This window comes from Aquidulcibacter sp. (assembly GCF_020253525.1).
Classification (GTDB): domain Bacteria; phylum Pseudomonadota; class Alphaproteobacteria; order Caulobacterales; family Aquidulcibacteraceae; genus Aquidulcibacter.
In genome coordinates this window covers 1-18,531 of sequence record NZ_JADCBK010000051.1, presented here as the reverse complement: position 1 = coordinate 18,531, position 18,531 = coordinate 1, and the positions used below count along the sequence as shown (strand labels likewise).

Here is an 18,531-nt window from a genome sequence, read left to right as displayed (position 1 = left end):
CTGGGGCGAGGCGAGGGCCAAGACGCATCTCACACGGTCTTTTGGCGAACAGGGCGCTCCTGGTCGATTTTTGAGCCGCAGCGGGGCAGGTGAGGGGGCTGGCAAGGCTGTGCCAGCCCATCAGCGCAGCTGGGCGCACGATTTTCAGCTTTGGGAGGCCTTCGAAGGCCCTGAGGCGATGAAATGTCGGCTTGTGGGCGTGTCCACACACCCACCTATCCCCGTGCGGGCTTGCAGCCTTGTGGGCGCGCCCAAATGTAAGATTGCGGAGGCGTCCACGAGCTGACACATCGACATGGCCACATTCTAGATCTGTCCACGCGCCTGCACGCCGATTATGAGGACGTGTTGACGCAAAAATCCGCAAAAAGGGGAGGGGAAGCGTGCCGTTCAGGGTTGGCAGGTGGGTCTAAAGTCGCGTTTCTGCCCATCAGCCCACATGAGGGGCCGCCTCGCAACGCAAATTCACGCGCTCAATTCGTCGGGGTATCACACACGCGGTGCAGGCAACCTGCGCAGCTGGCGGATCAGCAGAAAGCGGGTTCAGAAGTGGCTTTATACTTCTCACAACACGCATAAAGCGCGAGCGCCATCGTCTGTGCATCAGCATGGCGCGCCATCGCCCAAACGGGACCCGCCTCTGTCCAATCTGGCTCGCCATGACCCGCTTGGCGCCAAATCCAAGCCACCGCATCATGGATGAGATCATCGAGAATAATGTCTTGCTCAACCCGATAGTCGGGATCGCGCTCATGGCGATTGGCGAGGACATTCAGCGCCTCGAGGCAGAAGGTGCGATAGGCCGGGTCGGGGATGGTCTCAAGCCGGACTTCAATCTCCAACGCGAAATCTTTTTCCCAAGCCGTCAAGTCAGACCGCGCGACCGCTGCGTCCAGTCGGTTATTCGCGCCAAACACAATACCGGGGCAAACATGCAGCAAGGACCATAGGCGGGCAAAGAAGTCATTGCCCACGCGGGTCAAAATGCCCAGACGTTCGCGCCATTGTTCCCAGTCATTGCCAATTGCTTGCGCCGAGGGTGTTAAAGCAAACGCGGGGGCAGGGGAGACCACCGCCCGAACGGAAGGTGTTTCCAACAGGATGGACTTCACGCGGTCAAACAAAATGCTCGGGGGTTCTGCCACCAGATTATCCATCCCGCCGGCTTCTTCTTGTCCCAATCGTCCCACGATTTCCGTCAGGCGGATTGTTCTCATGCCACGCACGGCATTGGAGTCAGATTTGCTGAACAGTCCCAGTGCTTGCAAAACTTCTTGAGCAATCACCGCATGCAATTTGGAGTGCAGACCATCCTCGATCATGGTCACAAGCTCGCCCTCCGAGACAGGGCGGGTAATGACACGCCCTTCGCCAAGACCAAGGCGGCGCAATCGAACCACAATGTCTTTGGCTGAATCCTGTAGTCGGGGGTCGGTGCGGTTCAAAGATGCAGCACCCCGCCGGGCTGTTGCCCAATCGCCCGCCCGTCCGGCCGCTTCGTAAATCCGCTCGACTTCTGCTTGATCGCCCGATGCGATGGCCTGATCCAAGCTGGGCCCAAAGCCTTGGTCGATGGACTGGGGCAGGCTTGGTTTCAATTCTGTCTTGGTTTCATGCCGCAAGAGAGAGCCAATTGACCGAGACTTGGCCTGAGCGCGCAACACGTCGTCCATGCGCATCAGTTTGGTTCTGGCAAAGTCCACTTGGCCGCGCTGAACCTCGTGCAAAAGCTCGATCAGGCGGTCCACGCCGGTCCCTTGCATGGCGGTTGCATCGACGCAGAGGATAAAGACAGGATTATCCTGCCCCCGCCAATGCCGCGCCACATAGCGAAGATCGCCGCGCAGGCGGCGTGCTCGGGCGGCCGCATCATAGCGAATATGGTGGTCATGGGCCTCTAGAAGCGTTGCCGAGAACACAACTGGCTGCCCTTCGGCCTCATAGATATAGGCATTGGCCAAAGGCCCTAGCCGCTTTTCTGGTCGCCCCGTTAGACCCAAGTCCGCATTGCTGCCAATCTGGGTCCAAACGCTGACCAAATCCCCGGCTGGACGGATGGTGACCTCCGATCCAAGCTCGGCCATCCGGTCACAAATTAGTCCCAAGTCGGAAAGCTTCGCAGCGGTTTCCTCATCCTCGGCGACAATCGCAAAGGCGATTTCCGGCTGATGGGTACGATTGAGGTGATGGCGTCGACCAAGTGGGTCAATGTCTTCAGGGGCCAAAAGGCCTTCTTGCAGCATGGCGCCCAATGCCCAGAGAGACTGTGCCCACAAGAGCGGCAAATTGGCATTGGCGACGCGGTCTTGACTGCCCGGTGCGGCAGCTTCTGCCTCCACCGCATCGGCCTCGACATAATAAAGCTCTGGCAACAGGGGCAGGCCATCGCGGATTTGGAACAAGGGATCCAGCCTGTCTGCCCAAGCACCTGCACCGCGCTTATCCCCTGTCATCTCCGCATCAACCAGGAGATAGGTAAAGAAAAGCGGCCATTCGGATTCGATATTGGCGAATTTTGAGAGCTCACCAGCGTGATAGTGTAAGCGGTGCTCGTCTTCCACCGTCGTTTGATGGCCGTCGCGCAAAAACCGCTTGCAGCCATAGCGCCCAGCCAGCCGATCCAGGATACGACCGCGCGTATGAGCAATCATCACCTTGTCGTCGACCGCAAAAGCGGGCCAGCCAACCACCGCCAGCAAAGCGGCATCAGTTTCTTTAGAGGCGGATTCGCCCGGCAACAGGACCTGCAAGGTCTCGCGCGCCCGGGCAATATCATCAGCTGGTACCCGAATGGGGCCGCGGGCCTGACAGCCAAAGTCCAATCCATCCATGGCCTCCAGCGCTGCTTTGGCAACGCCGACGGAGCTCGCGTTGATTTCGACAACGCCGTCATTGGATTTGCGGCCACGCTCCCAAATCCCATAATCGGCAATCCGGTAAGCGGGGCCAATATAATGTACGAGGTTTTGGACAAAATCGACTTCATCGGCGGTCTTGAGAATCTTGAGCCCGCCAGCCGTCATTTGTGCCAAGAACAACAGGAAGAGGGAGGTCGCATCAATCTGCAAATGCCCCCAATGGGCATCGCCAACAACAGGCTTTCCTGTGGCCGCATCATATTTTGCGTGCAGACCATCAAGTGGGTCTTGCGTATGCTTAAACCGCTCAACCTTATCGGCCTGACCCATCATGGCCGAAAGCAGGCCCCGCATCAGCCGAATGACATTGGCTTCTAAAAAATGCGTCCGCTCAGAACCCGGCTCCAGCCGCTTATAAGCACACGCCAAGCCCCAAACGCCAAGGATGGAATAGACATTGTCGCGCACCCAAGCATGCGCATAATCCCCATGGACGGTTTTGGCGGTGCTGGCAGGCAAAAGGCCTGCTTCGGCGCTCAAGCGCTTCAGAAAGATCGCGTCTATATGGTCATACCAATGACTGAGGCGCGCTTCCATGTCCGGGGCTTGGTCGTTCATGTCGGTTAGCGTCCGTATTCTTTCGCAAGGTCACGCAGCTTTTGCCGGGCTGCAGGGGTGAAGTCGCCAGTCTGGAACCGCCAGTTCCAATTGTCTTCAATGGTGCCTGGTGTATTCATCCGGCCATTGCCATCGAGTCCAAAGACATCCTGTAGCGCAATAATGGCGAGATTGGAGCCAGATTGCATGGCCAATTCAATGAAGCGCCAGTGCAAATCACTGCCGTCACCCCCAAGCAATTCTAATGCGGCAGCGGCTTCACGCGGGGCATCATTGGCGCGCTCTGCGGCTTCGCGACCGTCATTTTTGAACCAGCCAATCACCGTATTATTGTCGTGCGTGCTGGGATAGCAGACGGTTGCGGCGGGATAATGATAGGGGTGGCGCTCGTCGCGTGGCGGGCCATCGCCAAACTCAAACTCTAGGATTTTAAGGCCGGGGAAGGCAAATTTGTCGCGCAAGGCGATGACGTCTTCGGTGATATGGCCCAAATCTTCGGCGATCACTTTCAGATCGGGCAAGGCAGTGGTGATTGCGGTGAACAAAGCGTCACCTGGAACATCAACCCATTGGCCATTGATCGCGGTCGTTTCACCAGCCGGGGTTTCCCAGCACGAGGCAAAGCCACGGAAGTGGTCGATCCGGACCGCATCGGCAAAGTCCAGCAAGCGGCGCATGCGGGCCACCCACCACGAAAAGCCGTCTTCAGCCATTTTGTCCCATTCATAAATGGGATTGCCCCACAGCTGACCCGTAGCGCTGAAATAGTCCGGCGGAACACCCGCCCCAACCCGGGTATTAAAGTCCTTGTCCAATTTGAACAGGTCAGGCCGTGCCCACACATCGGCTGAATCATGGGCAACAAAGATCGCCATATCGCCAATGATCATAATGCCCTTCGACGCTGCATGCTGACGCAAGCGCTGCCAGCGCAGATCAAACAGAAATTGAAGGGCCTCGATCGCGGCAATATCGTCTGCCAAGTCCTTGCGGGCCTCAGCTAAGGCTGCAGGGTCCCTGCGGCGTAGATCGTCGGGCCAATGCATCCAGCCTTGGCGCTGGCGGGAAACCGAAATGGCTTCAAACAAGGCATAATCATCTAGCCATGCCGCACCATGCTTCGCTTTAAACGCAGCAAGGCCGCTCGCCAGGGGATGGTCCTTTTGCGCTGCCAGGCGACTGCCAGCCAAGCGCAGCACGCCAAGACGGGCGGGCACGGTTACCTCATAATCGACCTTCACCTGTGGCAGAGCCTTCAGATGGGCCACTTCGTCTGCGGTCAATAGCTTTGCTTCAATCAAGCCATCGATGTCGATCAAAAGCGGATTGGCGGCAAAGGTTGTGGTCGCCGAATAGGGGCTGGCATTATTGCCGGTCGCATTAATGGGCAGGATTTGCCATAGTTTTTGACCAGACTCGGCCAAAGCATCGATGAAGGCCATGGCCTCATCGCCAATTTCCCCAATACCATAGGGGCCAGGCAAGCTGGTGGGGTGGAGCAAAATGCCACTGATGCGATCAAAAGCCATGTCCGGTCTTTCCAATTGTTCTTGAGGTGTCACGCGAAAACACGATCAGGGTTCGTGCAGGAAGGTGAATGGTCTGCCCGCCCGCGGCCACTTGATCTTGGGTGGGGCGAATGGGGTCGGCGGTGGTCAGCGCCATGCGCCAGATGCCGGTCCCGGTGGGGGGCAAGATGAAGGCTGCATCGGCCAGACTGGCATTGAACAGGATCAACCAGCCGCGCGGCTCATAGATAGCCGCAAAACACTGGGTCTTCTCATCCATCCAATCGCTGTGGGTCATCAGATTGCCCCACACACTCCACCACGCAATGGTCGGCTCGCGCTCGCCCGGGCCATTGGGATGGCCGTCTGGAAAGCCTGAAAACATCTCTTTGCGCAAAGCGATGAGTTGTTTGGTAAAGCTTAAGCGTTGCCCGCCAAGGCGAGAGCTGGGCAATCGCCAATCAAGCCAACTGATTTCATTGTCTTGCGAGTAGGCATTATTGTTGCCCCCTTGCGTGCGACCCATTTCATCGCCGGCCAACAGCATGGGCGTGCCAAAGCTTAGAAAGACGCTGGCCAACATATTGCGGGCTTGCCGCTCGCGCAGCTCTTCAATTTCGCGATTGGCGGTTTCGCCCTCAACCCCATAATTGGCCGAGAAATCATGATCGCCCCCATCGCGATTATTCTCGCCATTGGCATGGTTGTGCTTTTGGGAATAACGCGTGAGGTCCAACAGCGGGAAGCCATCATGGCAAGCGATGAAGTTAATGCTGGCCTCAACCGGCTTGCCCTTATGGCGAAACAAGTCCGGTGTGCCCGCTAAGGCCTTGGCAAAGTCGCGCGCTTTATCTGTGTCGCCGCGCCAGAATTGCCGGATTGAATCACGTGCTTTGCCGTTCCAATCGGCCCAGTCCGATGGGAAATCGCCAACATAATAGCCCCCGGCCGCATCCCATGCTTCGGCGATAAGTTTAACGTCCTTTAGCCGCGGGTCGCGCCGGACTGCAGCAAAGAAGGGGGCCTCACGGCTAAAGTGGCCGGCCTCATCCATGCCGAGCGAGGGGGCAATGTCAAAGCGGAAGCCATCGAGGCCATAGCATTGTGTCCAATGGGCCAAGGAGTCCACGATCAGGTTTTGCACGTGGGGATGGGCGGCGTTCAGCGTTGCGCCACAGCCGCTAATGTCGGCATAGCGACTTGGGTCTTGCGGGTTCAGCCGGTAGTAAGAGGCGTTGTCGATCCCGCGATAGGACAGGGTTGGTCCATGCCGATTGCCCTCACAACTGTGGTTATAGACCACATCCATCCAGACATCGAGATTGCGGGCATGGGCGTTTTGGACAAAAGCCCGCATCTCTGCGATGGGCTCACCCATGGCATAGTCGCCATGCGGGACGAAATAATTGAGCGTGTTATAGCCCCAATAATTCTTCAGGCCCTGATCGACGAGAAATTTGTCGTGAATGAATTGGTGAATGGGCAAAAGCTCGATCGTTGTAATGCCCAGCGCGCATAGATAATCGAGGGCTGCTTGGCTGCCGAGACCTGCAAATGTGCCACGCTCTTTCTCAGACAAACCCGGCAGCTGCATGGTAAAGCCCTTGGCATGCAGCTCATAAATTAGGGTTTCGCGCCACGGTTTGCCTTGATGGCGGGGCAGGGGGGCAAGTGCGGCGGGATCGACGACCACCCCTTTAAGGCATGTCGCGCTATTGTCGCGAGGATCGGCCATCCCATCGGGGTCATGGCTTTCGTAGAAATAGCCAAAATGCTCTGGCCCCCAATGAAAGGTGCCAGCCACAGCCTTTGCATAGGGGTCCAGCAAGACTTTATGCGGGTTGAAGAGGTGCCCTTGATCTGGCCGATAGGGCCCATGGACGCGGTAACCATAGACGGTTCCAGCCCCCAGCTTGGGGGCAAAGCCATGCCAGATGTCGCCCTTGCGGGCTGGCAGATCGGCGCGCGCAATTTCTTGACGTCCATCGCTGGAAAACAAAACGAGCTCAACCCGGACGCCATGGGCACTGAACAGCGCAAAATTGACGCCACCCTCACCGAGCGTCGCCCCCAATTGATTTGGGTTGCCTGGTTCCAGTCGCAGCAGCATTCAGATCCTGTTTCCTATGCCGGAACGAGATAAAGGCCTGCAAGCGGTGGCAGGGTCAGAACAATCGAAGCGGGCTGGCCATTGAAAGGCATGGCCTCTGCCTCCACCCAAATGGGGCCTTCGAAATTAGACCCATCATAGGCCGAAGAATCTGTGTTCAGGATCACCTTCCAAGCCCCACCATGGGGCACGCCCACCCGGTATTCGACGCGGGGCACGGGGGTCATATTGATCAAAGCGAGGACTTTTTCCGAACGGTCGTGGTTCCAGCGCAAGAAGGCAAACACTGACACATCCGCCGCATCGGCCTGAACCCATTCAAAGCCTGAGGGATCGCAATCGCGTTGATGTAGGGCAGGGGTTGTACGATAGAGTTTGTTCAGATCCCGGACCAGAGACTGAACCCCTTTATGGCTGGGTTGATCTAACAAATGCCAATCAAGGCTGCCTTCATGGTTCCATTCGGCGACTTGGCCAAATTCAGCCCCCATGAACAACAATTTCTTGCCGGGATGGGCCCACATCAAAGCGTAATAGGCGCGCAAGTTTGCATAGCGCTGCCAATCATCGCCGGGCATGCGCGAAAAGATCGAGCCCTTGCCATGGACGACTTCATCATGACTGAGCGCGAGCATGAAGTTCTCGGACCAAGCATAGGCTAAGCCAAAGGTGATCTCGCCATGGTGCCAGGCGCGGTGGATGGGGTCGCGGCTCATATATTGGAGCGTGTCATGCATCCAGCCGAGGTTCCATTTGAACCCAAAGCCCAACCCGCCGTCATAAGTAGGTTTACAAACGCCTGCCCAAGCGGTGGATTCTTCGGCCACCATCATGATGCCATCGGCCTCGCCATAGCACATCTCATTCAAGCGGCGCATGAATTGGACAGCTTCAAGATTGATATTGCCGCCATAGATATTGGGGATCCATTCTCCATCTGCGCGAGAATAATCGAGATAGAGCATGGAGCTGACAGCATCGACGCGCAGGCCATCAATTTTGAAGCGGTCGAGCCAGAACAAGGCCGAGGAAACCAGAAAATTGACGACTTCGGGCTTGGTGAAGTCATAAATATTGGTCTTCCAATCGGGGTGGAAGCCAAGGCGCGGGTCGGCATGTTCATAGAGTGCGGTGCCGTCAAACCGGTTCAAGCCATGGCCATCAATCGGGAAGTGGGCGGGCACGAAATCACATAACACGCCGATTTCTGCTTCATGCAGACGGGCCACCAAAGCGCGGAACTCATCAGGTGTGCCATAGCGGCTGGTGGTGGCAAACAGACCAACAGGCTGATAGCCCCAAGAGCCATCAAAGGGATATTCCGTCAACGGCATGAATTGCACATGGGTAAAGCCCATGTCGCGCACATAGGGGATCAGCCAATCGCCCAGCTCGCCATAGGTCAGCGGGCGGTTACCCTCTTCGGGCTTGCGGCGGAAGGAGCCCGCATGGACTTCATAGACTGAAATGGGCGCATCGAGGCCGTGTCGGCTATGGCGCGACTTTAGCCAGGCTTGGTCGCTTTGGATGTGCTTGGGCGGATTCACCAAGCGGCTGGCATTGGCAGGGCGCAACTCTGCGGCTTGGCCAAACGGGTCAGACTTTAAGGGCTGGAGGTCTCCGTTTGCGCCAATAATCTCATATTTATAGATATCGTTCGCCGACAGGCCGGGGATGAAAATCTCCCAAATTCCGGCATCATGCAGCTTGCGCATGATATGGCGACGCCCATCCCAATTGTTGAAGGGGCCGACGACCGAAACCCGCTGCGCAGCTGGGGCCCAAACCGCAAAAGCATAGCCCTCAACCTTGTCCAGTGTGATGGGCCTGGAGCCCAAACATTCCCAAGCCCGCCAGAGTTGGCCTTGGCGGAAGCGAAGGATTTCCTTCGGGTTCAAAATCCCTGCAAACCGATAGGGGTCTTCAAGGCGTACCTCTTCCCCGTCCCAGCTTGCCAGATAATGATAGGTTAAGGGCTGCTTGGGTTTGGCGATGTTGGCGACAAAAAGGCCGTCTGGATGCACTTTTGTCATTGCGAGTGAGAGCTTTTGATCTGGCGCGACCAGCGTCACACTTTCTGCAGCAGGCAGAAAACAGCGGATTGTAACGTCATGGGCTTCCGCATCGCCATGAGGGCCTAAGAAGGCAAATGGGTTTGTATGTGTGCCTGCGACTAAAGCGAGAATTTCGCTTTGGTCTGCCAAAGCAGGCCCTAGCTGGGCCGAGCCATTCAAAGCGGCCTTCGCCGGTTTTGCCCGGGTCGTTTTGGTGGCCATTAGCGCGCATCCTCATAAAAAGTCGTGTCGTCCGGATTTGCCTTCAGCGCGCTCTGCCGGTCTCTGCGGCGCGCATCGGCATAGGCATTTTCGCGCTGCGACTGCAGCATTTCCGAATCTGCTTGTGAGAAATGTCCGCTCTTGGATAGGCGCGCCTCGATCCCAAGCCTTAAAGCTTCGATCGTGGCTGCATAAGCAATATGGTCGGCAAGGCCGACGTCAAACTCGCCCAGCGCAAGCGTGGCTGGCAAGCCTGTATGGCCGATCAGGGCAACCCGCCCGCCCGCGGCGCACACATCTTGCAGGGTTTGCTCAACCTTTGGAATGCGAACGCTCGATTTCAGTGCAATGACTAAGATGCTGTCGCGCCGTCCGCTGATATCGGCGGTGGTTTGGTCGCATACTTCTAAGCCACAGCCCCGCAAGGCATTCACCAGCGTGTCTGCAAACAGAGTTTCTGCGCCCGAATGCAGCACAATGATTCGCCCGCTCCCGGCGCAAATCTCCAAAAGGGTTTCTAACTCATCAAGTGCGAGGGTGGTTCCCTTTTGGCCCAAGGTCTTTGAGACTTGCTCAAACAAGGCTTGGCCAAGCCCGCTATGGCCCTTCACATGCGGGTTCTGGCGGCTCATGGACAAGGTGCGGCGCTCAAGATCTCGCGCAAGGCTCAGCTTAAAGTCCATAAAGCCCATACAGCCTATGGCCTTACAAAAGCGCATGATCGTGGGTTCTGACACATCGGCACGCTCGGCCAGATCGGCAATGGACATTTCAACGACGACAGTCGGGCGGCCCAAAACAAAGCGCGCTACACGCTGTTCAGACGGGCGCAAGTCCGCGAGATGAGAATCGATCTGACTGATGATCATCGTCTTTTTCCCTCCCGCCCTTTGTTTCTTGGCTTGATTTATACGAATAATCTGCGCCCAATGCCACCCTTGAACGCGTGTTGCGCAGGTTTTGTAGTTTTGCTACATCAAATGTGCAATACCAAAACCAATGAACGGCAGGCGAACCCTCCACAGGGCGGAAACTGCAGTCGGGGAGAGAAGTGGGCCTAGTCGGGTATTTATCTTGGCTTTGGACCAACATTTGTCTGATGGGCAGCGGCCCTTCGGTTTCATAAGTGGCTCCTTCGCGACTGAAATTTCCAGCTTCTGCCGAAATAACCGGGGCAGGAAAACGGCATGGCAGGCATCACTTTTGAAACCGTCGCAAAGCGATATGGCGAAACTGATGTCATCAAGAACTTATCGCTCGACATCAAGGATGGCGAGTTCATGGTTCTGGTTGGGCCGTCTGGATGTGGCAAGTCGACCGCCCTGCGGATGATTGCCGGCCTTGAATCGGTCTCCTCTGGCAATTTGAAGATTGCAGATCGGGTTGTGAATGATCTGAAGCCCAAAGACCGCGACGTTGCCATGGTGTTTCAGTCCTATGCGCTTTACCCCCATATGACGGTTCGCCAAAATGTCGCCTTCGGTCTTGAGGTGCGAAAAATGCCGAAAGCCGAGATTGAAAAGCGCGTGCAAGAGGCGTCGGCCATTTTGGGTCTTGACCCCTATTTGGATCGCAAGCCTAAAGCGCTTTCTGGGGGGCAACGACAACGTGTGGCGCTGGGGCGCGCCATTGTCCGCGATCCTGCGGTCTTTTTGTTTGATGAGCCTTTGTCAAACCTCGACGCCAAGCTGCGGACTGGCATGCGGGCTGAGATTTCGCGCTTGCAGAAGCGCTTAGGCACCACCGCCGTTTATGTCACGCACGATCAAACCGAAGCCATGACCATGGGCGACCGGATCGCCGTGCTAGCGCCTTTGGCCGAAGCCGGCGACAGCAATCTGATGCAGGTTGGCACGCCCTTGGAGCTCTATCACCGTCCGAGCAGCGTCTTTGTCGCCCGCTTTATCGGCGCGCCCAGCATGTCAATTTTGACCACACAGCTGGCCGGACGGGCGATTTCGCATGCGGCCTCGCCTGGTTTTGCGATGCCGGATCGGTGGGAGCCTTCGGCCCAAACAGCTGACAGCGTCCTGATCGGTTTCCGCCCAGAGGATGTTCGCGTGAAGGGGCAGGGCAGTTTTGACGCGGCCGCCCAATTCAAAGGACGGGTCGAAATGGTGGAGACCTTAGGCCACGAGGTTCTGACCCATCTCGATGTCGATGGCACCACTTTGATCGCCAAGAGCCATGGTGAGGCCCCCACGCCCAAATTGGGGGAATGGGTCGAAGTGGAAGCCGATCTCAGCAAGGCGCATTTCTTCGATAGCAAGACCAATCTGCGCTTAGCCGAGAAGGTTTAACCCATGGCTTGGCGCACAAGTCACGGGGGATCACCCACCAAACGATCATTCCTAGCAGCAGGGCTCGGGTTGTCCGGCACCGCGCTATTGGCCGCTTGTGGCAAATCTGCGGGTCCTAAACGCGATGCTCTGGTGGTTTGGCATTCTTATCGCGGTCGCGAGAAGGCCGCCCTGGAAGAAGTTGCGGCCCTTTATTCTGCCCAAGTCGCTGGTAAAGCCCGCCCTGTCCGCTGCGTCGGGGTGCCTAATGACGCCTTTGCCGACAAGATTTCAGCGGCGGTGCCCCGCAATAAGGGCCCTGACCTTTTCATCTTCTCCCATGATCGTATGGGCGGCTGGGTTGAAAGCGGCAATACGGTCGCGGCCATCGATTTCTTCTTAAGCGAGGAAGATCGCCAAGGCTTTTTGCCGGGCATGCTGGACGCCACGACCTATAAGGGCGTGACCTATGCCTTGCCGTTGAACTTCAAATCTGCCGCCTTAATCTACAACAAAAGATTAGTCCCTAATCCGCCGCGCACCACCAAAGAACTCGTTGAGATCGCGACAAAGCTCACAGATAAAGCGCGTGGTCGGTTTGGCTTTGCTTATGCCTATGACGATTATTTCTTCCATGCGGGCATTGCCAATGGCTTTGGTGGGGGTGCCTTTAATGCGGCGGGGGATTTGATCCTGAATGATCCTGCCAATGTCGCAGCCTCTGATCTGGTGCGCAAATGGCGGTCAGAGCTTAACCTTTTGCCAGATGATCCCGCCAACTCACTGGTGACGGCGCTATTTAACGAAGAGCGCGCCGCCATGGTTATGAGTGGACCGTGGTTTTTGGGCGAAGCGGCCAAGACTATTGATCTGGGCATTGCGGTTTTGCCGATGATTTCAGAAGCCAATAATCAACCCATGCGGCCCTGGATGACGATTGAGGCCATCTATCTGGCCGCAGGTACAGCCGACGAGCACGAAGCTTGGCAATTTGCGAAATTTTTGGCCGGGCCGCAGGGCTCGACCATTATGGCACAAAAGGGCGGGCAATTGTCCGCATCAGAGGCGGCCTATCGCGTACCCGCCATCGCGAATGATCCCATCATTTCCGCATTCAAAGCCCAAGGCGCTTTGGCCGTGCCTATGCCCAATTTGCCAGAGATGACATTGGTTTGGTCGCCGGCGGATAAAGCTATGAAGCGCTTCACCAAAATGGAAACGACATCGCAATCGGCTTGGAATGATTGCCAAGCCGAAGTGCAAGCAGCCATTGACGCCTTGCGGGCTTCCCAAGCTGGGGGACGGGCATGAAACGTAATTTAAGCGCGATCTTCTTCGCCCTCTTGATTGTCATTTCCGGGGCTTTGTTCTTCCTGCAGCAAGCCGCTCAACATCGCGATGAAGCGGCCTCAGGCGCGGTTGCCTTGGTGACGGCGTCTGATTTGGCAAAACTGGGTTCGGCGGGCCTAGAGGCGGGGCTTAGCGACCAAACAATTGGCACCTTGATGGCCGATGTGCTCAAGCGCTCAGGCCGGGAAGGCGATCGCTATCGTCTGGTTATGCGAGACGGCAAGCAATTGGCCGTCAGTAATTGGCCCGGTGAAGCTGCACCCCGTCCGCTAAACCTGAACGAAAAGCCCCTCTATGATTTGATCCTTGGCCTACCGATAGAAGGCGCAAAGCTTAAGCCAGAGGCCTTGGGGGCCCATGCAGCCGCACCTTTGGTCGTGGCTGGCCAGCGCGTCGGTATGGTCGAGATTGTCCAAACGTCGAAAACATCAGGTCCAGCGCTCATTTCCCCGCTACAATGGGGGGCAATTGGCCTTGGCATTCTGGTGATTGCTGGTCTCGCCCTCGTTCAGCCAAAGCTCGGTGCGTGGGCGGGTTTGGCTTTGCCGCTGGGCGTTGCCTTTGTGCTGGGGCAGTTCACAGGAACCAATCTGGCCACGACCTCGCAAGTACTTCTCGACAATCTTAACACCACAGCCCGCGCTGTAGATGAGGCGATGTGGGCAGTGGCCACCAGCAACGGCCTAACACTTGCCGGTGATGTTGCGCGGTTGGACTCGGCTGTCGTTGCAGGCGCGGTGGACGGGGCGGCGCTTAATACGTCGCTTCTGTTTTTGGGTGGGCTTGGTGCCTTGATTGGCGGCTTCATCAGTTTCGGGGCCGCATCTTCAACGTGGCGGGCGCTCAAAGAAAACCCCACCGCCTATGCCTATGTTGCGCCCGCCTTGATTGGCATGTTGGCACTGGCCTTCTTCCCCTTCTTCTATGGCTTTATCCTGTCGTTTACCGACACGACTTTGCTGAACCAAGGCGCAAGCTGGAGTGATCGCTGGGTTGGGTTTGCCAATTATGCCAGCATTTTGGGTGACTTTAATTTCGGCGGCAATGGAGCAGCCTTTAACTATCAGAACTTCTATTGGACCTTGGGTGTCACCATTGTTTGGACGGCCTCCAATGTCGTTTTGGGGGTGGCGATTGGCCTCGGGATGGCGCTCCTGCTCAATATCAAAGGCCTGCGCGGGGTTGCGATCTATCGCACACTTCTGATCCTGCCGTGGGCTATTCCCAATTACATCACGGCTTTGACGTGGAAGGGCATGTTCCACCCACAATTTGGCGCGATCAACCAAGCCATCCAAGCCTTTGGGGGCCAACCCGTTCAATGGTTTGATAGCGTGGGGCCCAGCTTTATCACCGGCCTTGCCACCAATGCGTGGCTGTCCTTTCCCTTCATGATGGTGGTCGCACTTGGCGCGCTTCAGGCGGTGGATGAAGATATGTATGAAGCCGCCCGCATTGATGGGGCCTCACCCTGGCAACAATTCTGGCTGATTACCTTGCCCAGCCTGCGACCCGCCCTTCTGCCTGCCATCATCGTTTCGGTCGTGTGGACGTTTAACATGTTCAATGTGATCTATCTGGTCAGCGCCGGGCAGCCTTCTGGGGCCAACGAAATCCTTGTGACACGGGCTTACCGCATCGCGTTTGAGGAATATCGATACGGCTATGCGGCCGCCTATTCGGTGGTGATTTTCTTGATCCTGTTGATCTATGGCGTGTTCCAGATCCGCGCGACTTCTGCCACGGAGGCCAATAACAAATGACGTCATCCGATCAAAAGCGCGCGCCGCTGTGGCTGCACCCCATTCTCATCCTCATCACTTTGTTTGCGCTTTACCCGATCTTCTGGGTGTTTGCTTTGGCGTTCTCGGGCACCCAGAATATCGGCCTTGCAGACTTGCCGGCCAATCCAGGCTTTTGGGATCGGATGCGGGCGGCAACCCCTGTTCCCGCGCAATGGTCGATGGAAAACTTTGTCGGCGTGCTGCGGGATCAGCCCTTCCTCAAATGGATGCTGAACAGCTTATTGGTGGCCGCCCTGACCACCGTCTTTGGGGTCGCCTTGGCGTGCTCTGCTGGATACGCCTTCTCGCGCTTCCGCTTTAAGGGCCGCGAATTTGGCATGACCTTATTTCTGGTCACGCAAATGTTTCCGGGCACTTTGATGCTGATCCCGCTTTATGTGATCATTGTGGATTGGCTTGATCTCGATAACTCGGTTTGGGCGCTCGTGATTGTTTATTCGGTCACCGCCATTCCCTTCTGCGTCTGGATGCTGAAGGGCTATTTCGACTCCATCCCGATTGAGATTGAAGAAAGCGCAATTATGGACGGCTGTTCGCCTTCGCGCATTTTCTTCCAAATCGTTTTGCCCTTGGCCCGCCCGGCTGTCGCCGTAACGGCCCTCTTCAGCTTTATGACGGCGTGGAATGAGTTTATTCTGGCCGCCACATTCATGGATGAAGAGGCGCTTTATACTGCCCCCGTCGGATTGCGCTTCTTTGTGAGTGAATATTCTTCGCAATGGGGCTATTTCGCTGCGGGCTCTATTCTGGTGTCCCTGCCAGTGGTTCTGCTGTTCTTGATGTTGCAGCGTTTCCTCGTATCGGGCCTAACAGCCGGTGGCGTGAAGGGCTGATCGGATGGCGTTTCGGGCTTGGATAGGCGGGGCGCTGCGCTTTTCTATTATTGCGATGGCAGGCGTGGGATTTGTCTCGGCTGGCGCTGTTGCGGCAAAGCCCGCTGAAGCCCCGACTGTCATTTCTGCCCCCATGGGCCAGACCGAAGCCCGCTTGCCATGCAATCGGGGGGGTAGCCCCTTTTGCGAGTTGCGCCTCTATCAAGTCATGGTCGGCACCTTTGTCGATGGCTCGCCAGAGCATAATCCAATTGGCGGCTATGGCCCGGGTCCCCATACCGGGGACATTAAAGGCGTGATCCAAGCGCTCGATGGCATCAAGGCCATGGGCTTCAATGCCGTTTGGCTGACACCGATTTTTGACAGTGCAGCGGGCAGCCCACAACACCGCCATTCTGGCGAGAAAGTGGTCAATCCCCGCCTTGATGGCACGGGCTATTATCCACGTGACTATTTCAAAGTCGATCCGCAGTTTGGAACGGCCCAAGATGTGCGCGATCTGATCACTGCCGCCCGTCAGCGAGACTTGAAGATCATTTTCGATGGTGTTTTTGGCCACCATAAGGGCAATGTGACGCCCTCGCCATCGGGTCTTGTGCCTGCTGCCTCAAACCGCCCCGCTGACTATTTCAACAATCCTTCGACCTATCCCGGCGAAGTGGTGGACTTTGATAATCCCAAGTCTCTGGCTTTTTATGATGAAGTCGCGCGCTATTGGATTGATGTGTATGGGATAGATGGCTGGCGTCTTGATCAAGCCTATCAAGTGCCCAATCGCCCCATGGCGCGGCTGGTAAAATCCATCTCTGCAGCGTCGAAGGATCAAGGCAGGCTGGGCTATGTGGTGGGGGAGATTTGGGGCACGGCCGAACGAATTCGCGCCTCCCTCGGCACGACGGAAGAGCCTGCCTTGCCCAGCGCGTTTGATTTTCCCACACGCTATGCTTTGGTCCAAATCCTCGCGACGGGGGAGGATGGTACCAAGGGCAAGCCCGCAGCGACCTTACAAGAAGCTTGGGCCATGGGGGCCCATGCGACCTATCCAGATCACGCCATTATGAATCTGATGCTGGGCAATCATGATTTGGTGCGCTTTGGCGATCTGATCCAGCGGGCCGGGAAGGGGGAGCCTAGGTCAGAAGTCTATTGGGCCCGCCACCGCTTGGCCTTCACCTTTATGGCGGCATGGTCTGGCCCAATCACAACTTATTATGGCGAAGAAGTGGGTGCCGAAGTTGCGGGCTTCTCGATGAAAATCCGCCAGAATTGCGGCGAGCTTCAGAAATGCGATGACCACATTGCTCGAAATATGGTCAAACTGCCCGGTATCAATGCCAAAGACAGGGAAGTTCTGCCTAAAGCGCTTGCACTGCGCGCCTACCTGACCGAGTTAATGGCCTTACGTAAGGTCAGCCCCGCTCTTTATGCCGGTGCGCGGACCCATCTCTATTCGGATCGACAGCTCTATGTGGATCTTAAGACGCTGGGCGCGGAGAAATTTGTGTTTGTGATGAATGTTTCTGATCTGCCTCGGACGATCAGCTTGACCCCAAGCGCGTTGTCGGAAGTGGAATTGGCTGGCGCTGAACGCATGATTGGTGACATTCAGGTGCAGACAAGCTCATCGGGGCTCAAAATCGACCTGCCACCTTTGAGTACGGGCATTGTGCGAATCCAAACATCTGGGGCTGCTGCACGTCCTTGAGATAAAAACACTGATTTGGCGCTGTATCTTGTGACAAATCCCTTTAACCCTGATGTTCCAATGGAGCGCACTGATGGCTGAATTCGTCCCCGTCCCCAGTTTTGATTTGGTTGTTTTCGGTGCATCTGGGGATTTGGCGCTGCGGAAGCTGTTCCCGTCTCTGTTCCACCGCTTCAAGGACGGCCAGATTCCAACCGATAGCCGTATTGTTGGCGTCGCCCGCCAAGCTATGACCAAAGAAGCCTTTCGCAAATCCGTAAGCGAAGGTTTTGCCAATTTGGCCAAGGGCGACCCGTCGTCTGCTGAGTTTCAGGCCTTCTTGGCCTTGATTGATTATGTAGCGCTTGACGCCACGAAGGCCGATGGTCCGTGGGACCATCTTGTGCAATCGTTAGCAGGCGGTGAGGACAAGGTTCGCGTCTTCTATCTGTCCACGCCGCCATCGGTCTTCGGCGGCATTTGCGCCCAATTGCGCGATGCGGGCCTTGTATCGCCTGCTTCGCGTGTGGTGTTGGAAAAACCCTTAGGCCGGGACTTAATGTCGGCCAAAGCGATCAATGATGCCGTGGCAGAGGTCTTCTCTGAAGATCGCGTCTACCGCATTGATCATTATCTCGGGAAAGAGACGGTCCAGAACCTTTTGGTCTTGCGCTTTGCCAATGCGTTGTTTGAGCCAGTTTGGTCGCGGGCGGCGATTGATCATGTGCAAATCACGGTGGCTGAGACGATCGGTGTTGGCAGCCGTGGCGATTATTATGACAAGTCTGGTGCCATGCGCGACATGGTGCAGAACCACTTGCTCCAGCTCTTATGCTTGGTTGCGATGGAGCCGCCCAATTCAGTGGATGCCGATGCCATTCGTACTGAGAAGATCAAAGTGCTGCAGGCGCTGGTGCCCATTGGTCCGGCCGATATCGCCAGCCACAGCGTGCGCGGCCAGTATCGCGCCGGCCTTGTCGAGAATGAGGCTGTGAAGGGCTATTTGGAAGATTTGGGTCCTGACCGGACCAGTTCGACCGAGACCTATGTTGCTTTGAAGGCCGAGATTGCCAATTGGCGCTGGTCTGGCGTGCCATTTTACCTGCGCACGGGCAAGCGTTTACCCTCACGCCGGTCAGAAATTGTCGTGACCTTCCGCCCACCTCCCCATAGCCTGTTTGGGGGCAGCGGGGAGCCCAACCAACTTGTT

General features: G+C 56.5%; 11 protein-coding genes. 6 read left to right on the top strand and 5 right to left on the bottom strand.

From position 1 onward, the window contains the following. Window positions 1-527: 527 nt before the first annotated feature. The 5 genes from IOB61_RS06790 to IOB61_RS06770 are packed head-to-tail and all read right to left on the bottom strand — an operon-like array spanning window position 528 to window position 10,239. Window positions 528-3,476 (bottom strand): glycoside hydrolase family 15 protein, encoded by a 2,949-nt coding sequence (locus IOB61_RS06790; protein WP_290814103.1) that lies wholly within the window; start codon window positions 3,474-3,476, stop codon window positions 528-530. A 5-nt stretch (window positions 3,477-3,481) separates the two neighbouring features. Further along, window positions 3,482-5,005: a 4-alpha-glucanotransferase gene (gene malQ / locus IOB61_RS06785; RefSeq protein WP_290814100.1), complete on the bottom strand. Its 1,524-nt coding sequence runs from the start codon at window positions 5,003-5,005 to the stop codon at window positions 3,482-3,484. Next, window positions 4,995-7,094, bottom strand: coding sequence for a glycogen debranching protein GlgX (glgX, locus tag IOB61_RS06780; protein ID WP_290814097.1), 2,100 nt, complete (start codon window positions 7,092-7,094; stop codon window positions 4,995-4,997). The genes malQ and glgX overlap by 11 nt, the downstream gene beginning before the upstream one ends. Window positions 7,095-7,108: 14 nt before the next feature. Next, the gene (gene glgB / locus IOB61_RS06775) at window positions 7,109-9,370 is read right to left on the bottom strand and encodes a 1,4-alpha-glucan branching protein GlgB (protein ID WP_290814094.1); all 2,262 of its coding nucleotides are present in this window, start codon (window positions 9,368-9,370) and stop codon (window positions 7,109-7,111) included. Next, complete coding sequence (locus IOB61_RS06770; protein WP_290814091.1) at window positions 9,370-10,239, bottom strand: MurR/RpiR family transcriptional regulator; 870 nt, start codon at window positions 10,237-10,239, stop codon at window positions 9,370-9,372. Before IOB61_RS06770 ends, glgB begins: the two co-directional genes overlap by 1 nt. 318 nt (window positions 10,240-10,557) lie before the next feature. Here IOB61_RS06770 and IOB61_RS06765 point away from each other — a divergent pair, with 318 nt between their 5' ends. The 6 genes from IOB61_RS06765 to zwf form a co-directional block, all read left to right on the top strand. After that, on the top strand, window positions 10,558-11,670 hold the full coding sequence (locus IOB61_RS06765) for an ABC transporter ATP-binding protein (RefSeq protein WP_290814088.1): 1,113 nt from the start codon (window positions 10,558-10,560) through the stop codon (window positions 11,668-11,670). A gap of 3 nt (window positions 11,671-11,673) precedes the next feature. After that, window positions 11,674-12,960, top strand: a complete 1,287-nt coding sequence (locus IOB61_RS06760; protein ID WP_290814085.1) for an extracellular solute-binding protein — start codon at window positions 11,674-11,676, stop codon at window positions 12,958-12,960. Continuing rightward, window positions 12,957-14,762 carry a carbohydrate ABC transporter permease gene (locus tag IOB61_RS06755; RefSeq protein WP_290814082.1) on the top strand — a complete coding sequence of 602 codons (1,806 nt, stop codon included), beginning with the start codon at window positions 12,957-12,959 and terminating at the stop codon, window positions 14,760-14,762. Before IOB61_RS06760 ends, IOB61_RS06755 begins: the two co-directional genes overlap by 4 nt. Next, the gene (locus tag IOB61_RS06750) at window positions 14,759-15,637 is read left to right on the top strand and encodes a sugar ABC transporter permease (protein ID WP_290814079.1); all 879 of its coding nucleotides are present in this window, start codon (window positions 14,759-14,761) and stop codon (window positions 15,635-15,637) included. The genes IOB61_RS06755 and IOB61_RS06750 overlap by 4 nt, the downstream gene beginning before the upstream one ends. A gap of 4 nt (window positions 15,638-15,641) precedes the next feature. Next, window positions 15,642-17,342: an alpha-amylase family glycosyl hydrolase gene (locus tag IOB61_RS06745; RefSeq protein WP_290814076.1), complete on the top strand. Its 1,701-nt coding sequence runs from the start codon at window positions 15,642-15,644 to the stop codon at window positions 17,340-17,342. 73 nt (window positions 17,343-17,415) lie between these two features. Beyond that, a partial coding sequence (zwf, locus tag IOB61_RS06740) for a glucose-6-phosphate dehydrogenase (protein WP_290814073.1) occupies window positions 17,416-18,531 on the top strand: 1,116 nt, incomplete at its 3' end.

Bases quoted from the DNA above. Each gene is read 5' to 3' on its own strand.
- IOB61_RS06790 (WP_290814103.1), bottom strand. From the start codon at position 3,476: ATGAACGACCAAGCCCCGGACATGGAAGCGCGCCTCAGTCATTGGTAT.
- malQ (WP_290814100.1), bottom strand. From the start codon at position 5,005: ATGGCTTTTGATCGCATCAGTGGCATTTTGCTCCACCCCACCAGCTTG.
- glgX (WP_290814097.1), bottom strand. From the start codon at position 7,094: ATGCTGCTGCGACTGGAACCAGGCAACCCAAATCAATTGGGGGCGACG.
- glgB (WP_290814094.1), bottom strand. From the start codon at position 9,370: ATGGCCACCAAAACGACCCGGGCAAAACCGGCGAAGGCCGCTTTGAAT.
- IOB61_RS06770 (WP_290814091.1), bottom strand. From the start codon at position 10,239: ATGATCATCAGTCAGATCGATTCTCATCTCGCGGACTTGCGCCCGTCT.
- IOB61_RS06765 (WP_290814088.1), top strand. From the start codon at position 10,558: ATGGCAGGCATCACTTTTGAAACCGTCGCAAAGCGATATGGCGAAACT.
- IOB61_RS06760 (WP_290814085.1), top strand. From the start codon at position 11,674: ATGGCTTGGCGCACAAGTCACGGGGGATCACCCACCAAACGATCATTC.
- IOB61_RS06755 (WP_290814082.1), top strand. From the start codon at position 12,957: ATGAAACGTAATTTAAGCGCGATCTTCTTCGCCCTCTTGATTGTCATT.
- IOB61_RS06750 (WP_290814079.1), top strand. From the start codon at position 14,759: ATGACGTCATCCGATCAAAAGCGCGCGCCGCTGTGGCTGCACCCCATT.
- IOB61_RS06745 (WP_290814076.1), top strand. From the start codon at position 15,642: ATGGCGTTTCGGGCTTGGATAGGCGGGGCGCTGCGCTTTTCTATTATT.